This window comes from Acinetobacter suaedae (assembly GCF_008630915.1).
GTDB classification, from domain to species: domain Bacteria; phylum Pseudomonadota; class Gammaproteobacteria; order Pseudomonadales; family Moraxellaceae; genus Acinetobacter; species Acinetobacter suaedae.
In genome coordinates this window covers 1,727,659-1,751,710 of the sequence record NZ_CP043909.1, presented here as the reverse complement: position 1 = coordinate 1,751,710, position 24,052 = coordinate 1,727,659, and the positions used below count along the sequence as shown (strand labels likewise).

Here is a 24,052-nt window from a genome sequence, read left to right as displayed (position 1 = left end):
ACAGAGAAGTGAAGGAAAAATGACAGTTTAATGACGGTTAATGTAGAGTGAGAGTTAGTTTTATTATTGATTTTTATACAAATAGTCAAAAATAAAAAACGGAGCCAAAGCTCCGTTTTATTGACATCAAGATTTAAAGCGCAGCTTTGATCTTTTCAGCCAGCGATTTAATCTTTTCTTGATCACCCATTTGGGCAGCATGACGACCTAGTTCATGGATTGAACTTGGGATCAAATGAAAATGTACGTGAGGTACAGTTTGACCAGCAGGGGCACCGTTTAGTTGCATTAATACAATGCCTTGTACGTCTAGCGCCTTTTCCATCGCCTGAGCAACTTTCTGCACGATCTGAATCGTATAAGCAGCGGCATCGGCAGGGAGGTCTAGTAAGGTAACCGCTGGGGTCTTTGGAATCACTAAAGTGTGACCATCGGCTTGAGGCATGATATCCATAAACGCAAGAACTTGTTCATCTTCATAAACTTTTATCGCTGGTAATTCACCACGCAGGATTCTTGCAAAAATATTTTGGTCATCGTATGCCATGATTAGTCCTTTAAAATAATTCTCATTGAATAAGTCGATAACTTTTATCGACGTTAATCAAGAGAATAGGCTTATTTACAATTCAATTCTTTTTGACGTGCTTTGATTTCATCTAAGCGTTGTTGTTCTTTTTCAGAAAACTTAGGCTTAGTTGTGTGGCAGTTTTCATTACCGTATTTTGCTTTCGCATCAGCATCTTTGAAGCAGAAACCTTTAGATGCATAGATAAGGTTATAGTTATCTTGTAACTTTTTACATTCTTGCTCTGAAGCGGAAGCTTGCATACTGAAACTTGTCAGTGCGGCGAAACTTGCAAAAACTGCAACTGTAAACTTCTTCATGAGGTATTCCTCTCGTTATGAATAAGCACTAAGTTGAACCTAGCGCATGTACTAATATAAGGTTTATTGATGAAATTTCAATAAAACTGTATTATTCGAGTGTAATTTTACTCCATAATTTATTCTTAATTTTAGAAAAAATTGTTTTATATCAATAACTTTAAAGTAATTTGGATATAGTGGACTCTTTAGTTTTTAGACAGATTTGTCTGATCCAACCTCTAAATTTTAAAATTTAATTAAGCGATTTTACACTTCTAGCTTAATGTTTTGATGTTGGAACTCATAAATTTTAGTCATAAGACATTCACGGAATAGTTTGTTAGATTATGTGACTTTTATAGTAATTAACGGAATTATGAAGAAATTATTAATTGCATATACACTGGGATTAGGTCTCGTTGGCTGCGCATCTTCGAATTATGAAAGTATAAATAAAGCTCCAGTTGTTCCTAAAAATGAAGCTTACAATAGCTTTAAGATGACTGAGCATGGCATTATCACTGATCAGGATGTACATAACTTATCTGAACATGCCAATCTGAATACGAAATACACGATAAGCTTCTGAATAAAGCATATTTTAGCTAGAGATTCTACATAAAATAGCCCTTGAACTTTAGGGTTCAGGGTCAAAGAGATGCTAAATTTAGTTACCTAGAGCAGCAGACTCATAATCCGATGCTCTAGGTCGTAGTACAAAGCATTAGCTTTTTTGTAATGACTATATTTTACTGTTTGATAAATTATGTGAATTAAAGAATAAGAGCTTTATAAAATGAAATACTTAATACTCGCAATAATTTCAATTTTAATGTCAGTTACTACTTTTGCCAGAGAAACGAATTCAATGCGTTCCGCCTATGAGCTTGTGAGCATTGGAGATAGTGAAAGTGATTTATTTAGAAAAATGGGGAAGTCTTATCCACGATATTTCAAACATAAAGATGGCCGATCTTTCTGTCATGCAACAGAATATGTTTATGAGGTCGATATGCAGGTTTATACGGTTTGGGTATGTAATGGAAAGATATTTAAAATTGATGTGAATAGTAAATAATTTTTTTCACTAGAAATCTAGTTAAAAACCGTTCAAAAAGAGCGGTTTTTTAACGTAATAATTAACGTAAGGTTTTAAGTTTTAGATTTATTCCAATGTAATTTTACTCCATGATTCATACATTTTCACGGCAGCCGAAAAGTCACTATTAGGCTCAGCTGTCAAACTTGCCGCTTGGATTAGACTTTGTGTCAAAGAGAGGATTGGTGCAGGTAGTTTTGCATCATGAACTAAATCTAAAGCAATTCCAGTATCTTTCGCTAGCAATGGTAGGGCAAAGGTCACAGGAAATTCACGGCTTAACACACGTTGCGGAAAAATATTTTCAGTGACGAGACTTTTACCACTCGATGCATTGATACAATTTAATGCTGCATCGAGATTTACACCATGGGCTTTTAGAGTAGAAAAGCCTTCTGCAACTGACCATAAATTTACCGCGAGTAGCATATTATTAATCGCTTTTACTGCGAAACCAGCACCAGAATTGCCTACATGTTGAATCAACTTACCTAATGCAGCCATCGCTGGGTAAGCACGTTCAAATGCACGAACATCACCACCCACCATAAAAGTTAAAGTTGCATTTTCAGCACCAATCGTTTGACCACTTACAGGAGCATCAAGAAAATCGATATTTTGAAGTTTTAATTTTTCAGCTAACCGCTGAGCAGCCTCTGGCACTCCACTGGTACAGTCGATCCAAATCGCACCTGATTTAATCTCAACACTGTCAATTAGTGTTTCAACATCTTGGCTCGTGGGCAAACAAGAAAAAATAATATCTGCTTGTACTGCCTTGGATAGTTCAACTGCTGTGGTTCCGTATTCTGTCGCATGTTGTTCAGCTTTGCTGAAATTTCGATTCCAAACCAAGACTGTATCGAAATGTTTGGGTAAATGTGCCGCCATGCGATAGCCCATAGCGCCTAAACCGATAAATGCAACAGATTGAATCATTGTCTACCTTCTTATTAGAGTTGATCGTTCTGATAGCCAATTTGTAAGTGTTGGCCAGAACTCAATTGAACTATTTTGACTAGACATTAAACCTAAATGTCCGCCCGGTATCAAGGTAAACGTCACATCTTGGCTACTTGTCAGTTGTGTTAAAGGAAAAGCGGCATCTGCTGTAACCAATTGATCACTTTTCCCTGCACCGACCAAAAGTGAGCAATGAATATTTTTCAATTCAATGGTTTTGTTCTTTAAGGTTATTGCGCCGTTCTTCAAAGGATTTTGCATCCAGACATTAAATAGCATGTCTTGGTTAATACCACCCGGATAATCGATCATGTTGTTTAAAAAATGGCTCAGTGTTGCATCTTCTTGGACAAGTTTAAGGTTATCCAAGTTTTTTAATAATTGGATGTTGCCATCAATCCAGCCTTTAGGATCAAGGAGTTTAAATCCAAGGGAGTTTAAAAAACCCGGAGAATGGATCATTACTTTTGGTAAGCGGTTATAAATGTAATCTTTAATTTTTTCATTCCGTGAGGTCACATAAGCGAGTGTTTTATAAAGTTTGCCGATATAACCAGATGCATAACTATCAATTGGGCTACCAAGCACCACGAGATTTTTAACAGCATTAGGTTGATGTCGTGCGGTATAAAGCGTGACAAAGATACCAGCCATACTCCAACCATGTAGTGAAATTTTTTCAGATTTAGAATGCTTTTGAATTGCTTCAATACAACGTGGAATAAACTTATCAAGAAAGGAAAGAAAATTAATTTGATAATTTTTATAGGTGAGCTTACCCCAATCAATCAGATAGACATCAAAACCAGCCTCTTGGAAATGTTTGACTAAAGAGCGATAAGGATAGAGGTCATAGATATCCATGTTGATGGCGAGTGGAGCAACAAAAACTAGTGGCTCTTTGTAGCGTTTATTCTCAGATGCATAAAAGCGCACACGGGTTTGTTTAAATTGCGCGATGACTTGATAGGGTGTTGATTGGGACAGCACGAGTTTGTCAGATTCAAATACGCGCATAGCGAGATGTTTAAAATTTCTTTTTTGCTGTTCCACAAGCGATTTCATCTATGAAAGTCTCATCATGAGTCAAGATTGTACGAAGTCTAAGCGATAATTTCATCTTATGCCTTGACCTTAAATACATTAGGCGATCAAAATGTTGGCATATATTTAGACAGGATTTGATCCCCCCCTTTATAAAAGTTATTACTTTTTATAAAGGAAGATTAAGACCATTGATCATAAGGCATATAAAACGATGAATCCAAGCGATGATTTAGAATACCAACTTGAAACACTGGCCATTCGAACAGGGCATGATCGTACCTTTGAAGGTGAACACAGTGAGCCTATTTTTTTAACATCATCGTTTGTCTGTGAGAGTGCTGCTGATGCTGCTGCCAAGTTTTCTGGGCAAATCGCGGGGAATACGTATTCACGGTATACCAATCCGACTGTACAGGCATTTGAGAAGCGTTTGGCGGTGCTTGACGGTGCAGAACGTGCTGTAGCGACCAGTTCAGGTATGGCGGCTGTGCATGCGATCTGTATGGCCTATTTAAAAGCTGGTGATCACGTAATTTGTTCGCGTGCTGTTTTCGGCTCAATCATTGCTTTATTTGAAAAATACGTCGCTAAATTCGCAGTTGAAGTCACCTTTGTTGATTTGGGGGATCTTGAGGGCTGGAAACAAGCGATTCGTCCAAATACACGTTTACTCTTTATCGAAACACCATCTAATCCATTGGCACAAGTGGGTGATATGCAGGCAATCGCGGATATTGCACATGCACATGGTGCCTTGTTTACCGTAGATAATTGCTTCTGTACGCCAGTATTACAACAACCGATTAAATTTGGTGCGGATCTAGTTTTGTATTCAGCAACGAAGTATATCGATGGCCAGGGGCGTGCTTTAGGTGGTGCGGTAGTTGGAAAACATGATTTACTTGAAGAAGTTAATGGAGTCATCCGTACTTTAGGTAACTCAATGAGTCCATTCAATGCTTGGGTTTTCTTAAAAGGCCTAGAAACATTAAGTATTCGAATGAAAGCACATTGTGAGAATGCACAGAAACTATCGGAATGGCTACAACAGCATGACAAAGTAGAAAAAGTCTATTACGCAGGCTTACCGAACCATCCTGGTCATGAGCTTGCTAAGAAACAGCAAAAAGGTTTTGGTGGTGTAGTATCGTTTGTAGTGAAAGGTGAGCGCCAAGGTGCTTGGACTGTGATTGATAATACCCGTTTCTTATCCATTACCAGTAATCTGGGTGACGTTAAGTCAACAATTACCCATCCAGCAACCACCTCACATGGTAGAATGTCAGCTGAAGCTAAACAAGCCGCAGGAATTGAAGAAGGCTTAATTCGTGTGTCTGTTGGTTTAGAAGACATTAATGATATTATTCGCGATTTATCACGCGGTTTAGATTTAATTTAACGAGAGAAACTTATGAACATTAATATGCTCATGCAGCAAGCTCAGCGCATGCAAAAGGATATGGAATCAAACCTTAAAAAAGCCAAAGAAGAGCTTGCAAATACAGAGGTTCATGCTGAGGCTGGTGGTGGTCTAGTTAAAGTGACGATGACTTGCCGTAATGTCGTTAAACGTATTGAAATCAGTCCGGATCTTTTACAGGACGAAGCAGATATGATTGAAGATTTGATTGCAGCAGCCATGAATGATGCAGCTCGTCAAGCTGAAGCAATTTCTGAACAAAAACTTCAAGCTGCTAATTCTGGTATGGGCTTACCACCAGGTTTATCTGGTTTATTCTAATTTCAACTCCCTAAGTTTTTCATATCAAACTTAGGGAGTCGTTTTTCTATAAATAATCGAGTTGATTTGTGTTTAGTGAAAGATTTGAACAATTAGTTCAAGCATTGCGTATTCTACCAAGTGTTGGACCAAAGTCTGCACAGCGTATGGCATTGCATTTATTGATGAAGAACCGTGAAGGTGCTTTTGCTTTATCATACGCTTTGCATGAAGCATCTAGTCATATTCATGAATGTCACATTTGCCATTCTTTAACAGAAAATGAAATCTGTGATATCTGTGCATCAGCTGAGCGTGATGAGCAGTTGTTATGTGTAGTTGAATCCCCAGCAGATGTAATGGCAATTGAGCAAAGTGGTAGTTTTAGAGGGAAGTATCATGTCTTAGGTGGTCATTTATCGCCATTAGACGGAATCGGACCTGAAGAAATTGGAATTCCTTATTTAATTCAAAGATTGAGTGAAGGAAAAATTCAAGAAGTCATTTTGGCAACTAATGCAACTGTAGAAGGGCAAGCGACGGCTCATTATTTAGTCGAGGCAACCAAACATTTACCAATTCATATGACACGTATTGCACAAGGCGTACCACAAGGTGGTGAGTTGGAATATGTTGATAGCCATACTTTGAGTCAAGCTGTGCATAACAGAATGCGAATGAAATAATAGTAAAATTGCCTTTTATAGATATTTATTTTAAATTCATGCTGTTAATTTAAACAAATAATTAACTTTTACATTTTGTCTAACATAATTCTAGATCTATTTTGTGCAATGTATGGCACTATGTAGCAGGCGAAAAGGATTTTCGTTTTTTTGATTATAGGGAAGAGGAGTAATTTCATGTACAAATGGAATACTGATTTAGTTTTGCATTTATTTTGTTTGAGTGATCACTGTCTATCGATAGTTTGATTGCAAATGGTTCTTTTTTATTATATTTGAGCAAATATGTTTCAGTTTATCCAGCAGCAAGAAGATTTAGCTGTTCTCCTCCACAAAATGGAACATTGTTCCACTTACGCACTTGATACTGAGTTTATTAAGGTTGATACCTTATATCCAAAACTGGGTGTATGCCAAATTAACATCGATGGTCAGGTTGTATTACTTGATGGTGCAGCATTAGATCTCACACATTTTTGGCAAAAGGTGTTTAGTGCTCAGCAGAATATCTTTCATGCATGTAGTGAGGATATTGATTTAATTTATCACTACGCCGACAAAAAGCCGTTACACAATATTTTTGATACACAAATTGCAATGGCTTTTCTAGGTAATGGTTTGCAGGTCAGCTATCAAAATGCACTCAAAACTTATTTAGATATTGAGATAGAGAAAGATCAAACACGCTCAGATTGGTTGGCACGTCCTTTAACGCCACAACAGATGAGTTATGCTGCGAATGATGTATTGTATTTACCAAAGCTTGCTGATGCATTAAAACGCGACTTAGAGTGTAAAGGGATGTATTACTATGTTTTGGAAGATTGTCAGAATTTAACCAAAGAAATTGGTACAGATACACCACTTGCTGAGCTTTATACCGATATTGGGAATTATCGTCATTCACGTCGTGAGTTGATGCAGTTACAACAATTAAGTATTTGGCGTGAACAAATTACCAAAGCTATGAATCAACCTCGTAGTTTTATTCTAAAAAATTCAACGATGATTGATCTAGTCGAGAAAAATCCACGTAATACTTTTCAGCTTGCACAGGTCAAAGACATTCGACCGAATATTGTACGAGAACATGGAAAAATCATTTTAGATCTTTTGAAGTTCCTGCCTCCAGAAGATGAGTGGCCGCTTAGAATTGCACGTCCAATTAAAAATAATTCAAAAGAGTTAGCCCCGAAAGTTGATCAATTAATTGATCATGTTGTTGGTCAAACATCTATTCCTAAAGAAGTATTGTTGCGCAAAAAGTGGCTTCATGCGATTTATGAACATGTTGTATTTGGTTTAGATGAACAAGTTTTACCAGATTATTTACTCGGTTGGCGTTATGAGCTTTTAACAAAGCCTCTCATTGAACTTTTGCATCAGGATAGAGAATACTTAACGATGCAAATGAAGATTTCTAGGTAAAACTCAGTAGAAAAAAATACGACTATGGCGTTAACATTCCTTAATGTACCTGTGGTTTTTTTCATGTATCCTGTTTAAGTCTATTAATGCCTGATTGGCTTGATGGTCACGAAGATTGACAAAGGTTGTGAGTAAACATGCACTGCGATATTTATAGATCGAGCAAAAAAGACGAAATGTATATGTACATTGCTCGTCCGAATTATCCTGATGACAAAGAGCCGGAAAACCTATTTGAAGGTATTCCTGAAGCTGTCTTACAAGCATTTGGTCGGGCTACTTTTGTAATGCATTTAGAGTTACATGCTGAACGAAAATTGGCTCGTGCGAATGTTTTACATGTTTTGGATTCTTTACAAACCAAAGGTTTTTTTATTCAAATGCCGCCAGAAGGATTAATCAATCCGAATGCGGTAGAACCAGAGGGCTTGCGTGGTGCTTGAAACATTAACCGCAGTATGGGCAAATATTCTTTCAGTACTGGATCAATTTCCTGAGGAAAATGTTGCGGTCATTGTTTATGTTACTGGAACAGTCATTGCACTATGGTGTTGGTATCGTTTGATGTCACGATTACCTAGCCCAATAGGTGGAATCTTATGGATCATTGCGTTTGCTGTACTTGCAACACCAACAATTTCAGAAGGTCCGAATTCAGGAATTGCACCTGCAATTTTTGGATTGATCTTTGGGGTATTAACCAAAGAACATGTGTTGGTTTGGGCGAATCTATCTTTGATTTTATTTGTCATTGGTATTGGTTTGGCCATAGGTTTTTGCTGGTCCAAATACACCACTAATAAAAAAGCTGCTCGCTCAGTTTAAATATTCACATAAAGTTAGATACAGAAAAATAAGGTTTTTAAATGTCTGCTGATACTCAACACTTTACTGGTACAGATCAATATATCGCAACTGATAGCCTGAAACTTGCTGTGAAAGCAGCTCGAGCTCTGCAAAAACCATTATTGGTGAAAGGAGAGCCTGGTACAGGCAAAACCTTGCTGGCCGAACAGGTTGCAGAAAGCCTAGGGCTAAAATTGATTACTTGGCATATCAAGTCAACAACCAAGGCACAGCAAGGTTTGTATGAATATGATGCTGTTTCGCGTTTACGTGATAGCCAGCTAGGTGATGATCGTGTCTATGACATTAAAAACTATATTAAGCCTGGTAAATTGTGGGAAGCATTTACGAGTGATGAGCGCTGTGTATTATTAATTGATGAGATTGATAAAGCAGATATTGAGTTTCCAAATGATTTATTACATGAACTCGATAAAATGTCGTTCTATGTCTATGAGACTGGTGAAACCATTACTGCCACGCAGCGTCCAATCGTGATTATTACTTCAAATAATGAAAAAGAACTTCCAGATGCGTTCTTGCGCCGTTGTTTCTTTCATTATATTGAGTTCCCTGATGAAGCAACAATGCGTGACATTATTGCAGTACATTTCCCAAGTATTTCGAACACTTTGGTCAGTGAGGCTTTACAGATTTTCTTTAAACTGCGTCAAGTACCAAGTTTGAAGAAGCCACCTTCTACGTCTGAACTGATTGATTGGTTAAGCTTATTGATGGCAGATGATATGCCAGAGGATGTGTTGCGCAACCATGATAAATCAAAAGCGATTCCGCCATTGTATGGTGCCTTAATCAAGAATGAACAGGATGTACAGTTATTAGAACGTTTAGCCTTTATGTCACGTCGTTAAGAGTGCTCGTAAATGTTTGTACGATTGTTCTATACCTTACGCAAATATGGCGTACCTGTTACAACACGCGAACTGATTGATCTGAATCAAGCGGTGGCTTCAGGTCTTGTTTTTGCGGATCAAGAAGAGTTTTATCAATTGGCTAAAACGGTTTTAGTCAAAGATGAGCGCTTCTTTGATAAATTTGATCGTGCCATGAAAGACTATTTTGATGGCATCGAAACCTTTGATTTAGATGAGTTGCTTAAACAAGTTCATAAATTGCCAAAAGACTGGTTTGATCTTGAATTATTAGAAAAACATTTAACACCAGAACAACGTGCTGAATTACAAAAGGCAGGATCTCTGGAAGAACTGATGAAGATGTTGGAAGAGCGTTTGCGAGAACAACATAAAAAACATCAGGGTGGCAATCGTATGATCGGCACAGGCGGAACTTCACCTTTCGGTGCATTTGGTGATCATCCTGAAGGTGTTCGTATCGGTGGTCCAGGGCGTAAACGTTCAGCAGTAAAAGTATGGGAACAACGCAAATACCAAAATCTTGATGATGAGCAGGTTCTCGGAACGCGTCAGATGCAAATCGCATTACGTCGTTTGCGTAAATTTGCGCGTCAAGGGGCTGCCGAAGAGCTAGATGTTGATAGCACGATTCGTGAAACTGCCAAACAAGGTATCTTAGATGTACAACTTGTTCCAGAACGTCGTAATCGAATCAAAGTATTAATGCTATTTGATGTAGGTGGTTCTATGGATGCCTATATCGCTGAGTGTGAAAAACTATTTAGTGCTGCTAAGTCAGAGTTCAAGACTTTAGAATATTTTTATTTCCATAATTGTCTTTATGATTATGTATGGAAAGACAATCATCGTCGTAGTTCCACACGTATGAACACATGGGACTTATTGCATACATACGGACGTGATTATCGGGTCATCGTTGTAGGTGATGCCAGTATGGCACCATATGAATTGAAATCTGTTGGTGGTTCAGTTGAATATATGAATGATGAAGCTGGAGACGTATGGTTAAGACGTTTGCGTCAGCACTTTGACAAAACGGCTTGGCTCAATCCTGAGGTAGAGGGTTATTGGCATTACACCCAAACAATTCATTGGATTAAAGAAATATTTGAAGATCACATGTATCCAATGACTTTAAAAGGTATCGAGGATATGACGCGTTATTTATCTCGCTAGGGATAAGACACCTGTAAAAGGTGTTTTATCCAAGACCAACCACAGTTGTGATATAGGCTGTAATGATGAGAATGAAAGAGCCTATAATCATTTCTAAAGAAATAGAAGAACGAAGTTTTTTTACATAAAAGTCTTGTTGCAAACGAGGGGTTAAATATAATTTGTTGCAAGCAGCTAAGAATAAAAGACTAGCAACGAGTAAAATTTTGAGAATAAAACCTTGTCCATACGCTGTATCAATCATTTCATTCCAGTTCTGAAAGAGTGTGAGTGCAACACTTGCTCCACAGATCAATAAAATCATGACGACAAAAACTGCAAGTTGTCCAAAACGAACCATATTTTTTTGTAATATTTCACCTTTTTCAGTTTGACTGCTTAGCCAAAGTGGATAGAGTGAACCCATCCATATGGATATAGTTAAGATATGTAGTGAGATGAGGAGTTGAGTTAAACTCCCAGAGTTTGTAGTATGCCCAAGTTTAGAAAAACTCAATATGATTGGGCTAAGTAAAAATAAAAGTACAAGCTTGTAAATTATTGAAAGAGATATGTCTTGCCGCTTAAGCTTAAATAAGATGAGCCCAAGCATTATGAAAAAACAAAAAGCTCGAATCAGGTGTGTATGACCTATTGGTGTTTGTATCAGAAAGTTAAAATAAAAAGAATTGAATACACCGAGAAGACCTGTATTGGAAAAACTTCCTACCAAAAATAGAAAGCCCAAAATACTGGATATTGCTCCAATCGTAGCTCCTAATGCTGTATATTTTAGAAGTTTTCTTTTTGTTGTAGATGCAAGTTCAAGGTAGGAATAACAGAAAAATCCACCGATCACAAAAGCTGTTCCCACATATAATCCTAGTTTTGCGATCCATATCATATATTCCCAATAATCAAAGAACATACTTATCCTTTTCTATAATTGTTCATTCTAAATGCCTCTTGATATTGTTTGATATGAAGAGGCTTTAATACTGTAAGTGATCAAGTTTATTTTGCTTGAAGTGTAAAGCGGTATTCTCCTTTCATATGATGACCATCAGCTCCCATAATCATCCAGAAAATGGTGTATTGACCTGCTTTCAGTTGTGGAATAGCGATGTCAAAGCTTTTTTTGTGGTCATGGTTGACTTGATAATTTAAAGGAATATTTTTACCTTGAGCATTAAGGAGTTTGATATTCATAAGCATTACTTCATCACCAAAATTTAAAGTGATTTTTTCAGGTGATTGAGTGATCACACTATTCATTGCAGGGGTTGCACTCAGCAAAGTTGTATGGGCAAAACTATGACTTGTCATAAATACTAAGCTAAGAAATAGAGCGCCTAAAATAGATTGTTTCATCATGCTATCCTTCGGTATTTATCATTTAGTGCGATAAGATGTTTATATTATAGAGGGAGAGAGAAATCTTCTCGATGACGAGAAGATTACATTTTTGTCATTTAAGCGGTGAGTTTTTGAACTGTATAACAAAGCGGATCAAACCATGATCAGATTCAACATGAATTGTTGCAGCATGTGCATCAATAATTGATTTAGTGATTGCAAGTCCAAGACCAGTACCGTCTTCTTTTCTTTGCCTCGCGGTATCTACTCGATAGAAACGATCGAACAATCGAGCTTGTTGATCTTTTAACAAGGTAACACCTTCATTTTGAATCGTAAAAATAGAGGAGGAAGCATGTTGTTCTAGTTTGATGAATATTGTTGAATTTGCTTGAGCATATTTAATTGCATTAGAGAGTAAATTACTAAATGCCCTACGTAGCATAGATGGATCACCTATAACTTTTGCTGTGCCTGTATAGTGTAATTTAATATTTTTATCCGCAGCGATTGCATCATAAAAGTCAAAGAGTAAAGAAACTTCTTCAGTTAAATCAATTTCTTTTAAATTATTGAGGTTTAAGTTGTATTCTGCTTTTGCAAGAAAAAGCATATCTGAAACCATTTTTGCAAGTCGTTCAAGTTCTTCCAAATTTGAAAATAGTACTTCTTTATAGGTTTCAACATCGCGACTACGTGATAAACATACTTGTGTTTGTGTCATTAAGTTATTCAAAGGGGTGCGCATTTCGTGAGCCAAATCAGACGAAAAATCAGAGAGTTTAGCCAAAGCCATTTCTAAACGGTCTAACATTTCATTAAAGGCGATACTAAGCGATCTTAATTCAGTTGGGGTATTCTCAATTTTCAGGCGTTCTGAAAGATGTTGTGCTGAAATACGTGTAGTGACTTCAGCCATTTTTTCAACTGGTCGTAAACCTCGCCATGCAGCTAAAGAACCAAGTAACATTAAGCAGAGTGTTCCAATCAAGCCAATGATAAATAGGTGCTGTCGAAATGCAGTTAAAAAGAGTAAATGTTCTGTGCGATCAATACCAATAATGACTCGAACTAGCTGTGGTGTATTGCTTGTCGTGTTTTGATAAATATATCCTTGATAATGTGTCTCTTGTATTTTCCAGTTCGTCCACATGTTCTGAGTGGATGGAATATCGTGTAGTGTTGGACCAGAATTGAAAATAGTATGTCCCAAAGGACGTTCAACTTGTACATACAATTCATGGTGACCCACTAGTGCATCTTTGAGGTATGAATTGAGTTCAGGTGTATTGTCTGGATTCTGGCGTAAAATATTTTGAACTAGTTCAATTTTGCCCAAAATTTGGTTTTTATTTTGATTTTCAAAGTGATGAACAACTTGCTGATGAATTACAAATCCCATCACAACCAGAATTGTAATAACTGAAAGAGAGAAAATGAGGCCAATGCGAAAGCTTATAGCATTCAATAAACGCTTACTCATCTTCAATCTCTAAGACATAACCCATACCGCGGATATTTTGAATAAGTTTTGGTGAAAAATTACTATCAATTTTATTTCTCAGCCGTTTAATCGCAACTTCGACTACATTCGTATCACTATCAAAATTCATATCCCAAATTTGAGAAGCGATTAGGGAACGGGGGAGAACTTCACCACGACGTCGCATAAAAAGCTCCATGAGTGCAAATTCTTTTGCAGTTAAATCAATTCTTTGTCCTGCTCGAGTCACTCGGCGCTTATGCAAGTCAAGTTCAAGATCAGCAATTTTGATAAAATGATGTTCTTCTTGAGGTTGACCACGACGCAACAAGCTTTTTATACGGGCTAAGAACTCGGAAAACGCAAAGGGTTTAATTAAGTAGTCATCAGCACCAAGCTCTAGTCCTTTAACGCGATCTTCAACTTGATCCCGAGCTGTTAAAAACAATATAGGCAGGTTTTTCCCGCTCTTACGAATCCGATCAACAATATGCCAACCATCAAGTTCAGGGAGCATGACATCTAAGATAATTAAGTCATATTGTTCAGAAAACGCTAAGTGTAGTCCGGTTATACCATCTGTAGTCCAGTCAGTAAGATATCCAGATTCGGTTAAACCTTGTTTAAGATAATCTCCTGTTTTGTACTCATCTTCTATCAATAAGATCTTCATTTTTCGCTCCCTTTTTTTACAGGATAACTTAATTTTGCTGGAGAACGATTTGAATGACAAAAATGTCATTTTAATTTTTTTCCATTTCAAGGGCCAACAAAAGTAGTAAAGCTAATTTAATCATTAAAAAAAATACCAAAACACGTTAGAATAAGCCGTTTTGCAATTAGCACTTTTGGAGAAGCCTAAGTGGAGCGACCTACAATCAGCCCTGAACATTTACAAGAAGCGGCTGAAAACTTAGTAAGCATTCGAGATTTTATCCGTTTTGGCGTTACCGCACTTCGTCAATATGACGCACACTTAGGTCAAGGCACTGAAGATTATTTTGCTGAAAGCTCAGCATTGGTTTTGCAAACACTTTCACTTGAGTGGAATGCGGATGCTGAAATCCTAGACGCAAAACTATTACCGAGTGAAAAAGCAGAATTTCTAAGCCTGCTCGAACGCCGTATTAATGATCGTATACCAACATCATACTTATTAAACTTAGCTTATTTCTTTAATAAGCCGTTTTATGTAGATGAGCGCGTTCTAATTCCACGTTCACCAATTGCTGAGTTAATTGAACAACGTTTTGCGCCATATTGTTTAGATGAAAATGGTCAAATGCTTGAGGCATTAAACAGCTTACCTGAAAATGCAAATCCAAAAACACCACAACGTATCTTAGATATGTGTACTGGTTCTGGGTGTATTGCGATAGCTTTAGCATATGCTTACCCTGATGCGGAAGTCGATGCTACAGATATTTCAAAAGAGGCATTGGAAGTCGCAGCAATTAATACCGAACACCACAATAAACAGTATCAAGTTGCATTACTTGAATCTGATCTATTTGCAAAAATACCTGCTGAAAATCAATATGATTTGATCGTAAGTAATCCGCCGTATGTGGATGCCGAAGATATGGCAGACTTACCAGAAGAATTTCTTCATGAGCCGGAACTTGCGCTTGCAGCAGGGCAAGATGGTTTGGACTTAGTACGTAAAATGCTAGCTCAGGCAGCTGATTATTTAACCGAAGATGGCCTGATCGTTATTGAAGTCGGTAATTCTGAGTGGGCAATGCGCCAGAACTTCAATACGATTGACTTCCATTGGCTATCTTTCCAGAAAGGTGGCTCTGGTATTTTTGCATTGACTGCTGAACAATGCCGTCGCTATAAAGAAATATTTCAGCAATCTATTCAAAATTAAGGGGCTAGAACATGGCAGGGAATAGTATTGGGCAACTCTTTCAAGTGACAACATGTGGTGAGTCACATGGTGTTGGCTTGATGGCAATTGTTGATGGTGTGCCACCTGGTCTTGAACTTTGTGAGGCTGATTTACAAAAAGATTTAGATCGCCGTAAACCAGGTACATCTAAATTTGCGACTCAACGTAAAGAGCCGGATGAAGTTGAGATTATTTCTGGTGTTTTTGAAGGTAAAACCACAGGAACCTCAATTGGTTTGTTGATTCGCAATACTGATCAAAAGTCTAAAGACTACGGTAATATTGCTCAAACTTTCCGTCCTGGCCATGCTGATTATACCTATACGCACAAATATGGTTTTCGTGATTATCGTGGTGGTGGTCGCTCAAGTGCACGTGAAACAGCAATGCGCGTGGCTGCAGGTGCAATTGCGAAAAAGTATCTAGCTGAAAAATTTGGGATTGATATTCGAGGGCATGTTACTCAAATTGGTAATGAAATAGCTGAAAAGTTAGATTGGGCAGAAGTACCAAATAACCCATTTTTCTGTGGTGACGTTGACGCTGTACCTCGTTTTGAAAAGTTAGTAACTTCTTTGCGTGAACAGGGTACAAGTTGTGGTGCAAAACTTGAAATTATTGCTGAAAATGTCCCAGTAGGTTGGGGAGAGCCAGTATTTGATCGTTTAGATGCTGATATTGCCCATGCAATGATGAGCATTAATGCTGTTAAAGGTGTTGAGATCGGTGATGGATTTGCTGTGGCAGGTCAATTTGGTCATGAAACTCGTGATGAGCTCACCACAGATGGTTTTCTTGCAAATCATGCAGGAGGAATTTTAGGTGGAATTTCGAGTGGACAAACCATTCGTGTGGCGATTGCATTGAAACCAACAGCAAGCATCACAACACCAGGAAAGACGATTACAATGGATAGACAAAACACGGATGTACTGACCAAAGGTCGCCATGATCCTTGTGTCGGTGTACGTGCAACACCAATTGCAGAAGCAATGTTAGCTATCGTTTTAATGGATCATTTCCTAAGAAACCGTGCACAAAATGCAGATGTAATTCCGCCGTTTAAACCAATAGAGCCATGATTTAAAAATAAAGCTACACTCATATAGTGAATTTATTATGAGGGTAGCTTGGGTTTTACTCTAATTTTAATAGCCAGTAAATTATAAAGTTTCAGATACTATATTTTCTGATGAGGCGATATGGTATTGATTTCGCCCATTGCTTTTTGCAATATATAATGCATGATCCGCTTGGGATATAAACTCCGAAAGACTATCACCCAAACTCGGAACCATAGTTGCCACTCCGACACTGATAGTTACGTGCTTAGAAACTTGGCTTTTGGGGTGGGATATACCAATATTACTTATTAACTCCATCAAGCGTTTGACTTGAACGAGTGCTTGATCTCGATCTGTCATTGAAAAGACGAGGAGAAATTCTTCTCCTCCGTAACGTGCTGCTAAGTCACCACTGCGGGATGTGATAGAACCCAATAAAATTGCAATCCTTCTTAAACATTGATCACCTTGAATGTGGCCAAGCGTATCATTATAGAGTTTAAAGAAATCTATATCGATCATCATAATCGTGATAGGCATTTCATGACGCATCGCTCGTTTCCATTCATTCTCTAGAACCTCATCTAGATAACGACGATTTGCTAAGCCAGTTAAAGCATCTTGTTGTGAAAGAATAGATAGTTGCTGGGCTTGTCGCATGAGCTCTAATCGATTCAGTTCAATCATGCAATTCTGTAAGTAATTTTCACGATGTTGTCGATCTGTAGCATAAGCCAAAGCCATTCCTAAGAAACTGCTGAAAGTGTATGTTCGATGTAAAAAAGTCCAGTCAATAGAACCGCTTAACCAAGTACTTGCTGCAATACCAATAACACCTCCCATCCAGCCTGCAAACATTGCGGTATAGAAACGCATGCCCACAAAACCATAAATGATGATAACGGCATACATCATTGCAGCATGGAACAAAACATTGTGTTGACCTTGTTCGAGAACATTAATCAAAGTAAAGGTAATTGCTACTGCGCCAGTAGAGCCTATACAAACATAATGATCAAACCATCGATTCATTACAGGAAGAAAAGAGAGCATCCAGGCGAGTAGAATAATCACACCAACCCAGCCATAGTAGGCAATCCATTCTAGACGCATATCGGGGGGTAAGACTTGATAAATACCGAAGCTTAAAAATGTATATAAGCCCAAAATAATTGGCGCACGATAACGAAATTCGTGTGCGGCCTCATTTCTGTACTGATCTCGGTAGATCGCCTCTAATTCTTTAGGAAACCAAACTAAATTTAGTCCGCGAGAAATTAACAAGTCGATTTGTTCCTGTCCCAATATATTGGAAGCTTTCAACTTCATCTTATCTCTCACCACTCCCTAATGTTTTTTTGTATGCAAGTCATCAAATATTGGTATTGTTTTTTACTACGTTACACTGAATTAAATAAAATGTGTATTAGATAATCAAAAAATCAGACTTTTTTGCGATAATCACCTTTTTGTTGCTCAAAACTTATGCTAATTAAGATCTTTAGAGCTTATCAATTGTCGGTAATTGCTGATGAAATGAGGATAATCTTCAATAAATAAAAGACATCACAAACCGAGGAACGGTAATTGTATATTTACAATATTAGGATACAATCAAGAAAAAAGCAGCAATCATGGAATATGATTGGGTTAAGTCATACGAAATAGGATGCATCGCAATGACTGCTATGAATCAATATGCAACAAAATTAGAAATTACAGCTCATTCGGAGTGGTCACAACAGTTCTGGGATGAACTTTTACCTGCAAAAGAACGAGTTAGTAAACACCCTTTATTCTTAGATATGGCGAGTGGTTCACTGAGTTTAGAGTGTTTTCGTTCAGCTTTATTAAATTTTTATCCTTTAGTTGCTCATTTCCCATCATATATGGCTGGAACATTGGCCAAAGCAACAGCATTTTCTTTAGCTGGTGTAACAGAGACGCGAGATTGGCTTATCCAAAACATCAAGGTTGAAGAACGTCATTTAATTTGGTATCAAGATTGGGCTGGTGGTTTTGGTCTCACTGTAGATATGTTGAATAATGTTAAACCTCCAGCTGCGATGAATGCAGTTAATCATTTTCTGTGGGATATAAATTATCGAGGTAGTTTGGCTGAGAGTATTGCTGCTACAAATCTTGCAATTGAGTGGGCGACAGGGGATTGGAGTATACAAGTTTACAAGGGGGTGCAAAGTTATACTCAGAATCCAGAAGTTACGATTAATAAACGATCATTAGCTTGGTTAAGAGCGCATGCGCATTACGATGATCTTCATCCGTATGAAGCGATGGAACTTATCAAACGATTATGTGACCAAGATCCTGTGATGCAGAAAAAAGCATTTTTAGCTGCACAAGAAGGTTTAGCGTATTATGAACTTGCACTGGATGAGTGTTACAAAATTCAGCAAGCCAATCGATAATACACAGAATAAAACTGCGATCTAGCTTGGGGACGGATCGCAGTTTTTTTTATTGTATTTAATTTTTTGGATTCATTTTTTCATCAAAATTTTCAAGATGAGAGAACTCTAGAGGGTTCAAATGATCAAGGTTTTGTAGGTGCTGCTCCAAGTTGACTAAAATATTCTGTCGATCTTCATTAGTAATATATGGGACATGATATGCAATAAATGATGGTAAAACTTCGAAACCTACATATGCTAAAGAACCACGTTGAATTGAAGATAAATATTGCTCGATTGGACCATGAATTGAGTTATCACCAAACATATGATCTCGACCACCTAAACTAAAACACAGCATTGCTTTTTTTCCAACCATACCACCATGGTTATAAAAACGTTTACCGCCATAAAATAATCCTGAGACGAAGACTCGATCAATCCAGCCTTTTAGGATTGCGGGTACAGATGTCCAGTACAACGGAAAATTAAAAATCACGAGATCTGCACGTTTAACCTTTTCGATTTCAATGGCGATGTCAGGCGAAAGCGTATTGCTTTTTAAAGCATTACGTTGTTCGAGTGCATAATTTAGATATTCAGTTTGTTCAAAATCACCAAAATCGTCAGCTGAAGCAACAGGGTTGAATTTCATTTCATATAAATCAGATACTTCAACCTCGTATCCGAGTTTTTTAAAAGTCTGTTGAGCTGTATTTTTCATGGCCGTTGTAAATGATCGTTTCTCAGGATGTGCGTGGACAATAAGTACATTCATTGGAAAGTTAACCTTTAACCTCGTTTTTTATAGGAACTTACTATGCCGTAAAGCTAAATCATGGCATAGTTCATAAACCGCCAATTTTTACCAATTTACGCCAAAATATAAGCAGCATAGGATCTAAAATATGAATCCTGAATTACCTGGTAGTTATGTAAATTTATTAGTTGATGTACTCAAAAGATGGGATATCGCACCTGAACAACTTTTATCTGGGACTGGCATTTCTTCTGATAAATTAAATGCGCCATTTTGGTATGTAGATTTCAATATTTTCAACTATTTGTTAGAAAGAGCTGCACAGATTACCGATGAACCAGCAATCAGTGTATATCTTGCAAAAGAAATGAAAATTTCGTGTTATGGACATATCGGTGTTGCAGCAACAGCTTCAGAAGATCTTGGTTCAGCAATTGAAGTTTTGGAGCAATACATTGGATTGCATTGTGCGGTATTCAAGCCTAAACTTCAGGTAGATGAGAAAAGTGCATACTTGTATTTTAACCAACCTTTACAACAGTTTAGGTTTAATAAGCATGCAATGATATTCTTAGTTTTTGGTTTTGCTCAAATAGTAGAGAATTTAGCTCAACAGAGGTTAGATATCCGTTTTGAGTTTCAGCAAGATAAACCAGATTTCTATAAAAAAATATTTAATATTAATCAGTTAAATGGTGATTTTAATACAAGGAATGATCGCTTAATTATAAATAAAAACGTTTTATCTTTACCATTAAAGACAGCTGATGCATTGGTTGCGCGATTAACAATTCAGCAGTGTAAACAGGATATTCAAAAGTTATTTTTAAAAATGAAAAATGTAGATAGTACGGCAAAAAATGTGAAAGACGCACTATATGATGAAGCACTTGGATTTCTATCACTTAAACAGGTTGCTGAAAGATTACATTTGTCAGAGAGAACATTACAGCGCCAACTCACGAAAGAACAAACTTCATTTCAGTTGTTAGTTGCTGAGGTTCGTAGAAAACAAGCAGAATTTTTATTAAAACAACAACATCTATCTATTGAACAAATTGCAGAACGATTGGGATACGCAGATATTTCTCATTTTTCACGGGCATTTAAAAAATGGACGAACGTTACACCTAAGTTTTATAGAGAGGTTGAGCGACATAAAGCAACACATATGGTTTTGTAGTGTATATTAGAAATTATAATTAATAGATATATCAATTTCTTATAGTTATGAATTACGCATAATGTATATTATGTTAAATAGAATATCTAAGACTGTAGCCTACACAACACTATTTGTCGTCACGCGACATATAAGTTGTCATTTGCGACAGATGTTACGTCATCCTCATGCTATGGTATTTGATGGCCATCGTTGGCATGTAAGAGCATTTTGTCAAACACGTGAGAATTTTCGTGATTTCGTTTTAGCTAGAATTATTACAGCCGAAGCTGTAGATGAAGTAGTCGTATCCTCTGAACAAGATATTGCATGGCATACATACATCACTCTAGTTTTTAAGCCTTCATCTGACTTATCTGAAACACATCGTAAAGCCATTGAATTTGATTATGGAATGAATGATGGAAAAATAGAGATAAAATGTAGAAAAGCATTATTATCTTATACTCTGAAACGCTACAATCTCTTAAAGGATTTTATAACAGATAATGAGAAACTAAATAAGCTAAATGATCAGTTTATATCCTTATCAAACTATGAAGATATCTCACATTTTATAAAAGATGAGATTGGGCAATAAACTATGGAAAATGAAGTATCAACTATAGCTATAGCACAGAATTCATTGCAGAAATTGTAGACTAAATCATTTATTTAGTTCTTGCCATTTTCTTAAAAGCTCTGATTCCTCTTCCTCTACTGTTTTTTCTCCATTTAATATTCTTCTTAGCCTTGAATTTGATTTTTTTCTACATGCATTGACTACCTCTTCTGGAAATGCTTGTCGAGCATTCGCTTGCGCACTTAACCATGCACTTCTAATTTTCTTTTGTTCAAGAGTTAAGTTTTTAAATTTACATTTTGCTTGATATAACCATTCTTTTACATGATCGGATTGTTCTTGTGGTAAAAGCTTTATGGCTTTCTCAAGTAGTTCATAAACACGTTTTTTATCAGTATCTTCTGGCATATAGTCATCAAAATCATGTAATGAAATATATCTAAATAGTTTACTGCCATTTAGTTCTATAGCCAAAAAAGCTTCTGCAATAATTTTATCGGCAATTGCTCTAGCATGTGTGGCAGCAAAAACTGTGGGTGAAAAAATTGGAATTCCCATTGTCCGTAAGATTTCGCTAGCTTCAAATACTCCCTCTTCACCTAAATATACATTTGTATCAAATAAAGCAATTTTTCCCTCTCCCATAATATGGAAGGAACTTAAATTAGAATCAGGATGCCATGTCTCATGTACATGCCAATCACCTGTTAAAAATTCATAGTCATTGATATTTAAAGCTCTCATACCACTTATGTAGAGTTGCTTTGAAAATTGTATTTTTGCTAGTTCGTCATAGAGCATACCGTTTCACCATTTTTAATTTATATTTTAAAAACAAATATATAAACCTAATTCAATCCAAGAAATTTCCGCTTTTCACCAGTTAATTTACTTATATTAATATCTAACCCACTTGGCCTGTAGATTTTTAAAAGTATTTTTTGTTGTAAATTCTCTAACTGATTTTAAAGTTCATTATAGTTAGTAATACATACAGCGTAAGCTGCTTTATAGCCAGAAATCCGAGAATCTACAGCATTTCCTAAGTTTGCTAAATCTGCGACATTCAATAAATCTTATATCTAAACTTTTGCATCTTGCATGGTATGTTTAGCTTCACATACCACTTATCACCCTTTGGATTACCCATAATAATTGCTTCAACGTCAAAAGCATCATTTTTAGATAGGTTCTTTGTTTTTATAAAATTACAGAATTCTTTCGCACTATCAGCATTCAAATAACCGACTCGCATTGCATCTATGTAGACACCTACTTCACCTGTATCTTCTTGTGCAACTATGGCATCTTTCTTAACTTTAATGAATTTTTCACTATCAATTCCAATAACAGTTTTTAATTCATTTTGATAAAGCACAACAATAACTTCATGCTCATACTCTTCATCTTTCTCATAAAAAATCTTCCCTACAATATTTAATGTGAAATTAGGGAACTCTTGGACTCTATTCCTATTACTTATCTTTTTTCCGAATACAATATATAGGACCCAAATCACTATTATTGCAAATACCCAAATCATAATTACTTACTCTTATAAATCGCATCACTCACTATAAAAAATAGAAAATTCACCATAGATAATTAATCACAACAAATAGAGAGCTTATTGTAGCTCTCTATAAATAGACATAAGCCTATACAATCTTAAAATAATAATGATTATTTATGCTGCTCATTACTTTCTTTAGGTTGTTTGGTGTCTGGTTGTTGTGAACCAGGCTGCTCAGGTGGATTTTTTTTTGGCTCAGACTGCTGCTGTTGACCTGGTGATGGATTTTGCTGATTAGCCTGTTGTTTTGAATTATCTTGATTCTGAGACATTAGTGTCTCTCCTATCTAATGATGTGTAGATAATTATCTAGCACTCAACCACCATAGACCTTTAATCGAATTATAGATATAGCTTAAATGCACTTACTTGTAAGTAAAAATATATAATCACTCTAACATTTTAATAAATATAAGCATTATCAGGTATAAAATTATTAAATTTAAATGAAATTTTTATATCTTTTATAATTATCATGAAATTCTCTAGAATTAAACCCAGAAAGTATCTCAGCTTTATTTTTACTCTCCCATTCTTTAGAAGTTTTACTTAAATATTTCAAATAAATAAATTCAGAAGGAATATTTAATTTAATGGCAGGCGGAGCTTTCCTACCTCCTGCAGTTATTTTTTCAATAAATCCAGCTAGCCAAAGAATAAATTCATACTTATTCTCACAATTTGGTATCAGACTGATATCAAGACTTAAAAATTTAATCTCAGTTTCATTCTTAAACCCTTGTCTAAAATAAATATGATTAAATTTTAGTTGAATGTTTGTTCCAACTATCTCTTTCTTTAACTCTCTTATTAGCAAGTTCAACCAATTATTTGATTTAGATGACAATTTATTTCTACTATATAAGGAACTGTATAGCTTTTCCGCTACTTCTAGATAACTTTCCATTTTTTACTCTACTTTATGTTTCGTAGACAACAAAATAACATGTTATACATTTAATTGATTTATATTTATTATTAAAAGTCATTTGCAAACTATACACCAGAGATTTTAAATGGGTCTTTTAAAATATAAATTTCAACAAACTAAAAAAT

Annotated in this window: 29 protein-coding genes; 15 read left to right on the top strand and 14 right to left on the bottom strand. The window is 36.4% G+C overall.

Annotation, left to right across the window (positions count from 1 at the left end):
• Positions 1-133: 133 nt before the first annotated feature.
• Together F2A31_RS08210 and F2A31_RS08205 are read right to left on the bottom strand one after the other, a co-directional pair.
• Positions 134-547 carry an HIT family protein gene (locus F2A31_RS08210; protein ID WP_150025975.1) on the bottom strand — a complete coding sequence of 138 codons (414 nt, stop codon included), beginning with the start codon at positions 545-547 and terminating at the stop codon, positions 134-136.
• Between the two features lie 71 nt (positions 548-618).
• On the bottom strand, positions 619-888 hold the full coding sequence (locus F2A31_RS08205) for a YARHG domain-containing protein (protein ID WP_004639089.1): 270 nt from the start codon (positions 886-888) through the stop codon (positions 619-621).
• Positions 889-1,246: 358 nt separating this feature from the next.
• On the opposite strand from F2A31_RS08205, the gene F2A31_RS15895 reads away from it, so the two are divergent.
• The gene (locus F2A31_RS15895; protein WP_150025974.1) at positions 1,247-1,459 is read left to right on the top strand and encodes a putative periplasmic lipoprotein; all 213 of its coding nucleotides are present in this window, start codon (positions 1,247-1,249) and stop codon (positions 1,457-1,459) included.
• Positions 1,460-1,666: 207 nt separating this feature from the next.
• Positions 1,667-1,948 (top strand): hypothetical protein, encoded by a 282-nt coding sequence (locus F2A31_RS08195; RefSeq protein WP_171490570.1) that lies wholly within the window; start codon positions 1,667-1,669, stop codon positions 1,946-1,948.
• A gap of 87 nt (positions 1,949-2,035) precedes the next feature.
• Here F2A31_RS08195 and F2A31_RS08190 read toward each other — a convergent pair whose 3' ends face one another.
• The gene (locus tag F2A31_RS08190) at positions 2,036-2,908 is read right to left on the bottom strand and encodes an NAD(P)-dependent oxidoreductase (RefSeq protein ID WP_150025973.1); all 873 of its coding nucleotides are present in this window, start codon (positions 2,906-2,908) and stop codon (positions 2,036-2,038) included.
• A gap of 3 nt (positions 2,909-2,911) precedes the next feature.
• A complete protein-coding gene (locus F2A31_RS08185; RefSeq protein WP_150025972.1) occupies positions 2,912-3,997 on the bottom strand; it encodes an alpha/beta fold hydrolase in 1,086 nt (361 codons plus the stop codon).
• Between the two features lie 193 nt (positions 3,998-4,190).
• Between F2A31_RS08185 and F2A31_RS08180 the strand changes: the two genes are divergently transcribed.
• From F2A31_RS08180 to F2A31_RS08145, 8 genes are all read left to right on the top strand, one after another.
• Positions 4,191-5,378 (top strand): O-succinylhomoserine sulfhydrylase, encoded by a 1,188-nt coding sequence (locus F2A31_RS08180; RefSeq protein ID WP_150025971.1) that lies wholly within the window; start codon positions 4,191-4,193, stop codon positions 5,376-5,378.
• A gap of 12 nt (positions 5,379-5,390) precedes the next feature.
• Positions 5,391-5,720 (top strand): YbaB/EbfC family nucleoid-associated protein, encoded by a 330-nt coding sequence (locus F2A31_RS08175; protein WP_150025970.1) that lies wholly within the window; start codon positions 5,391-5,393, stop codon positions 5,718-5,720.
• A gap of 68 nt (positions 5,721-5,788) precedes the next feature.
• Positions 5,789-6,385, top strand: coding sequence for a recombination mediator RecR (gene recR, locus F2A31_RS08170; RefSeq protein ID WP_150025969.1), 597 nt, complete (start codon positions 5,789-5,791; stop codon positions 6,383-6,385).
• A gap of 285 nt (positions 6,386-6,670) precedes the next feature.
• Positions 6,671-7,813 carry a ribonuclease D gene (locus tag F2A31_RS08165; RefSeq protein ID WP_150025968.1) on the top strand — a complete coding sequence of 381 codons (1,143 nt, stop codon included), beginning with the start codon at positions 6,671-6,673 and terminating at the stop codon, positions 7,811-7,813.
• A 137-nt stretch (positions 7,814-7,950) separates the two neighbouring features.
• Entirely contained in the window at positions 7,951-8,256 is a 306-nt protein-coding gene (locus F2A31_RS08160; protein WP_150025967.1) for a YcgL domain-containing protein, read from the top strand.
• The gene (locus F2A31_RS08155) at positions 8,249-8,638 is read left to right on the top strand and encodes a hypothetical protein (RefSeq protein ID WP_150025966.1); all 390 of its coding nucleotides are present in this window, start codon (positions 8,249-8,251) and stop codon (positions 8,636-8,638) included. The genes F2A31_RS08160 and F2A31_RS08155 overlap by 8 nt, the downstream gene beginning before the upstream one ends.
• Positions 8,639-8,679: 41 nt before the next feature.
• On the top strand, positions 8,680-9,531 hold the full coding sequence (locus F2A31_RS08150) for an AAA family ATPase (RefSeq protein WP_150025965.1): 852 nt from the start codon (positions 8,680-8,682) through the stop codon (positions 9,529-9,531).
• Between the two features lie 12 nt (positions 9,532-9,543).
• Positions 9,544-10,731 (top strand): vWA domain-containing protein, encoded by a 1,188-nt coding sequence (locus F2A31_RS08145; RefSeq protein WP_150025964.1) that lies wholly within the window; start codon positions 9,544-9,546, stop codon positions 10,729-10,731.
• A gap of 25 nt (positions 10,732-10,756) precedes the next feature.
• Here the strand turns inward: F2A31_RS08145 and F2A31_RS08140 are convergent, their stop codons facing one another.
• The 4 genes from F2A31_RS08140 to F2A31_RS08125 all read right to left on the bottom strand — a co-directional run bounded on the left by F2A31_RS08140 (position 10,757) and on the right by F2A31_RS08125 (position 14,222).
• Positions 10,757-11,638 carry a copper resistance D family protein gene (locus tag F2A31_RS08140; RefSeq protein ID WP_150025963.1) on the bottom strand — a complete coding sequence of 294 codons (882 nt, stop codon included), beginning with the start codon at positions 11,636-11,638 and terminating at the stop codon, positions 10,757-10,759.
• Positions 11,639-11,724: 86 nt separating this feature from the next.
• The gene (locus F2A31_RS08135) at positions 11,725-12,084 is read right to left on the bottom strand and encodes a copper resistance CopC family protein (RefSeq protein ID WP_407643263.1); all 360 of its coding nucleotides are present in this window, start codon (positions 12,082-12,084) and stop codon (positions 11,725-11,727) included.
• A gap of 94 nt (positions 12,085-12,178) precedes the next feature.
• A complete protein-coding gene (locus F2A31_RS08130) occupies positions 12,179-13,549 on the bottom strand; it encodes a heavy metal sensor histidine kinase (protein ID WP_150025962.1) in 1,371 nt (456 codons plus the stop codon).
• On the bottom strand, positions 13,542-14,222 hold the full coding sequence (locus tag F2A31_RS08125; RefSeq protein ID WP_150025961.1) for a heavy metal response regulator transcription factor: 681 nt from the start codon (positions 14,220-14,222) through the stop codon (positions 13,542-13,544). Before F2A31_RS08125 ends, F2A31_RS08130 begins: the two co-directional genes overlap by 8 nt.
• A gap of 189 nt (positions 14,223-14,411) precedes the next feature.
• On the opposite strand from F2A31_RS08125, the gene prmB reads away from it, so the two are divergent.
• Together prmB and aroC are read left to right on the top strand one after the other, a co-directional pair.
• Positions 14,412-15,422 (top strand): 50S ribosomal protein L3 N(5)-glutamine methyltransferase, encoded by a 1,011-nt coding sequence (gene prmB, locus F2A31_RS08120; RefSeq protein WP_150025960.1) that lies wholly within the window; start codon positions 14,412-14,414, stop codon positions 15,420-15,422.
• Positions 15,423-15,433: 11 nt separating this feature from the next.
• Entirely contained in the window at positions 15,434-16,525 is a 1,092-nt protein-coding gene (gene aroC / locus F2A31_RS08115; RefSeq protein ID WP_150025959.1) for a chorismate synthase, read from the top strand.
• Positions 16,526-16,606: 81 nt separating this feature from the next.
• Here the strand turns inward: aroC and F2A31_RS08110 are convergent, their stop codons facing one another.
• On the bottom strand, positions 16,607-17,836 hold the full coding sequence (locus F2A31_RS08110; RefSeq protein ID WP_150025958.1) for a GGDEF domain-containing protein: 1,230 nt from the start codon (positions 17,834-17,836) through the stop codon (positions 16,607-16,609).
• Positions 17,837-18,186: 350 nt separating this feature from the next.
• On the opposite strand from F2A31_RS08110, the gene F2A31_RS08105 reads away from it, so the two are divergent.
• Entirely contained in the window at positions 18,187-18,936 is a 750-nt protein-coding gene (locus F2A31_RS08105) for a TenA family transcriptional regulator (protein WP_150025957.1), read from the top strand.
• Positions 18,937-18,994: 58 nt separating this feature from the next.
• Here the strand turns inward: F2A31_RS08105 and F2A31_RS08100 are convergent, their stop codons facing one another.
• On the bottom strand, positions 18,995-19,696 hold the full coding sequence (locus F2A31_RS08100; protein ID WP_150025956.1) for an NAD(P)H-dependent oxidoreductase: 702 nt from the start codon (positions 19,694-19,696) through the stop codon (positions 18,995-18,997).
• A gap of 130 nt (positions 19,697-19,826) precedes the next feature.
• Between F2A31_RS08100 and F2A31_RS08095 the strand changes: the two genes are divergently transcribed.
• Together F2A31_RS08095 and F2A31_RS08090 are read left to right on the top strand one after the other, a co-directional pair.
• The gene (locus F2A31_RS08095; protein ID WP_150025955.1) at positions 19,827-20,861 is read left to right on the top strand and encodes an AraC family transcriptional regulator; all 1,035 of its coding nucleotides are present in this window, start codon (positions 19,827-19,829) and stop codon (positions 20,859-20,861) included.
• Positions 20,862-21,012: 151 nt separating this feature from the next.
• The gene (locus tag F2A31_RS08090; RefSeq protein WP_228715627.1) at positions 21,013-21,441 is read left to right on the top strand and encodes a WYL domain-containing protein; all 429 of its coding nucleotides are present in this window, start codon (positions 21,013-21,015) and stop codon (positions 21,439-21,441) included.
• Positions 21,442-21,507: 66 nt separating this feature from the next.
• Here F2A31_RS08090 and F2A31_RS08085 read toward each other — a convergent pair whose 3' ends face one another.
• From F2A31_RS08085 to F2A31_RS08075, 4 genes are all read right to left on the bottom strand, one after another.
• On the bottom strand, positions 21,508-22,224 hold the full coding sequence (locus F2A31_RS08085) for a hypothetical protein (protein ID WP_150025954.1): 717 nt from the start codon (positions 22,222-22,224) through the stop codon (positions 21,508-21,510).
• A gap of 265 nt (positions 22,225-22,489) precedes the next feature.
• On the bottom strand, positions 22,490-22,966 hold the full coding sequence (locus F2A31_RS08080) for a hypothetical protein (protein ID WP_150025953.1): 477 nt from the start codon (positions 22,964-22,966) through the stop codon (positions 22,490-22,492).
• A gap of 140 nt (positions 22,967-23,106) precedes the next feature.
• The gene (locus tag F2A31_RS15785) at positions 23,107-23,268 is read right to left on the bottom strand and encodes a hypothetical protein (RefSeq protein ID WP_004771043.1); all 162 of its coding nucleotides are present in this window, start codon (positions 23,266-23,268) and stop codon (positions 23,107-23,109) included.
• Between the two features lie 170 nt (positions 23,269-23,438).
• Positions 23,439-23,903, bottom strand: a complete 465-nt coding sequence (locus F2A31_RS08075) for a hypothetical protein (RefSeq protein WP_150025952.1) — start codon at positions 23,901-23,903, stop codon at positions 23,439-23,441.
• Positions 23,904-24,052: the final 149 nt, after the last annotated feature.

Bases quoted from the DNA above. Each gene is read 5' to 3' on its own strand.
- F2A31_RS08210 (WP_150025975.1), bottom strand. From the start codon at position 547: ATGGCATACGATGACCAAAATATTTTTGCAAGAATCCTGCGTGGTGAA.
- F2A31_RS08205 (WP_004639089.1), bottom strand. From the start codon at position 888: ATGAAGAAGTTTACAGTTGCAGTTTTTGCAAGTTTCGCCGCACTGACA.
- F2A31_RS15895 (WP_150025974.1), top strand. From the start codon at position 1,247: ATGAAGAAATTATTAATTGCATATACACTGGGATTAGGTCTCGTTGGC.
- F2A31_RS08195 (WP_171490570.1), top strand. From the start codon at position 1,667: ATGAAATACTTAATACTCGCAATAATTTCAATTTTAATGTCAGTTACT.
- F2A31_RS08190 (WP_150025973.1), bottom strand. From the start codon at position 2,908: ATGATTCAATCTGTTGCATTTATCGGTTTAGGCGCTATGGGCTATCGC.
- F2A31_RS08185 (WP_150025972.1), bottom strand. From the start codon at position 3,997: ATGAAATCGCTTGTGGAACAGCAAAAAAGAAATTTTAAACATCTCGCT.
- F2A31_RS08180 (WP_150025971.1), top strand. From the start codon at position 4,191: ATGAATCCAAGCGATGATTTAGAATACCAACTTGAAACACTGGCCATT.
- F2A31_RS08175 (WP_150025970.1), top strand. From the start codon at position 5,391: ATGAACATTAATATGCTCATGCAGCAAGCTCAGCGCATGCAAAAGGAT.
- F2A31_RS08165 (WP_150025968.1), top strand. From the start codon at position 6,671: ATGTTTCAGTTTATCCAGCAGCAAGAAGATTTAGCTGTTCTCCTCCAC.
- F2A31_RS08160 (WP_150025967.1), top strand. From the start codon at position 7,951: ATGCACTGCGATATTTATAGATCGAGCAAAAAAGACGAAATGTATATG.
- F2A31_RS08150 (WP_150025965.1), top strand. From the start codon at position 8,680: ATGTCTGCTGATACTCAACACTTTACTGGTACAGATCAATATATCGCA.
- F2A31_RS08145 (WP_150025964.1), top strand. From the start codon at position 9,544: ATGTTTGTACGATTGTTCTATACCTTACGCAAATATGGCGTACCTGTT.
- F2A31_RS08140 (WP_150025963.1), bottom strand. From the start codon at position 11,638: ATGTTCTTTGATTATTGGGAATATATGATATGGATCGCAAAACTAGGA.
- F2A31_RS08135 (WP_407643263.1), bottom strand. From the start codon at position 12,084: ATGATGAAACAATCTATTTTAGGCGCTCTATTTCTTAGCTTAGTATTT.
- F2A31_RS08130 (WP_150025962.1), bottom strand. From the start codon at position 13,549: ATGAGTAAGCGTTTATTGAATGCTATAAGCTTTCGCATTGGCCTCATT.
- F2A31_RS08125 (WP_150025961.1), bottom strand. From the start codon at position 14,222: ATGAAGATCTTATTGATAGAAGATGAGTACAAAACAGGAGATTATCTT.
- aroC (WP_150025959.1), top strand. From the start codon at position 15,434: ATGGCAGGGAATAGTATTGGGCAACTCTTTCAAGTGACAACATGTGGT.
- F2A31_RS08110 (WP_150025958.1), bottom strand. From the start codon at position 17,836: ATGAAGTTGAAAGCTTCCAATATATTGGGACAGGAACAAATCGACTTG.
- F2A31_RS08105 (WP_150025957.1), top strand. From the start codon at position 18,187: ATGACTGCTATGAATCAATATGCAACAAAATTAGAAATTACAGCTCAT.
- F2A31_RS08100 (WP_150025956.1), bottom strand. From the start codon at position 19,696: ATGAATGTACTTATTGTCCACGCACATCCTGAGAAACGATCATTTACA.
- F2A31_RS08095 (WP_150025955.1), top strand. From the start codon at position 19,827: ATGAATCCTGAATTACCTGGTAGTTATGTAAATTTATTAGTTGATGTA.
- F2A31_RS08090 (WP_228715627.1), top strand. From the start codon at position 21,013: ATGTTACGTCATCCTCATGCTATGGTATTTGATGGCCATCGTTGGCAT.
- F2A31_RS08085 (WP_150025954.1), bottom strand. From the start codon at position 22,224: ATGCTCTATGACGAACTAGCAAAAATACAATTTTCAAAGCAACTCTAC.
- F2A31_RS08080 (WP_150025953.1), bottom strand. From the start codon at position 22,966: ATGATTTGGGTATTTGCAATAATAGTGATTTGGGTCCTATATATTGTA.
- F2A31_RS15785 (WP_004771043.1), bottom strand. From the start codon at position 23,268: ATGTCTCAGAATCAAGATAATTCAAAACAACAGGCTAATCAGCAAAAT.
- F2A31_RS08075 (WP_150025952.1), bottom strand. From the start codon at position 23,903: ATGGAAAGTTATCTAGAAGTAGCGGAAAAGCTATACAGTTCCTTATAT.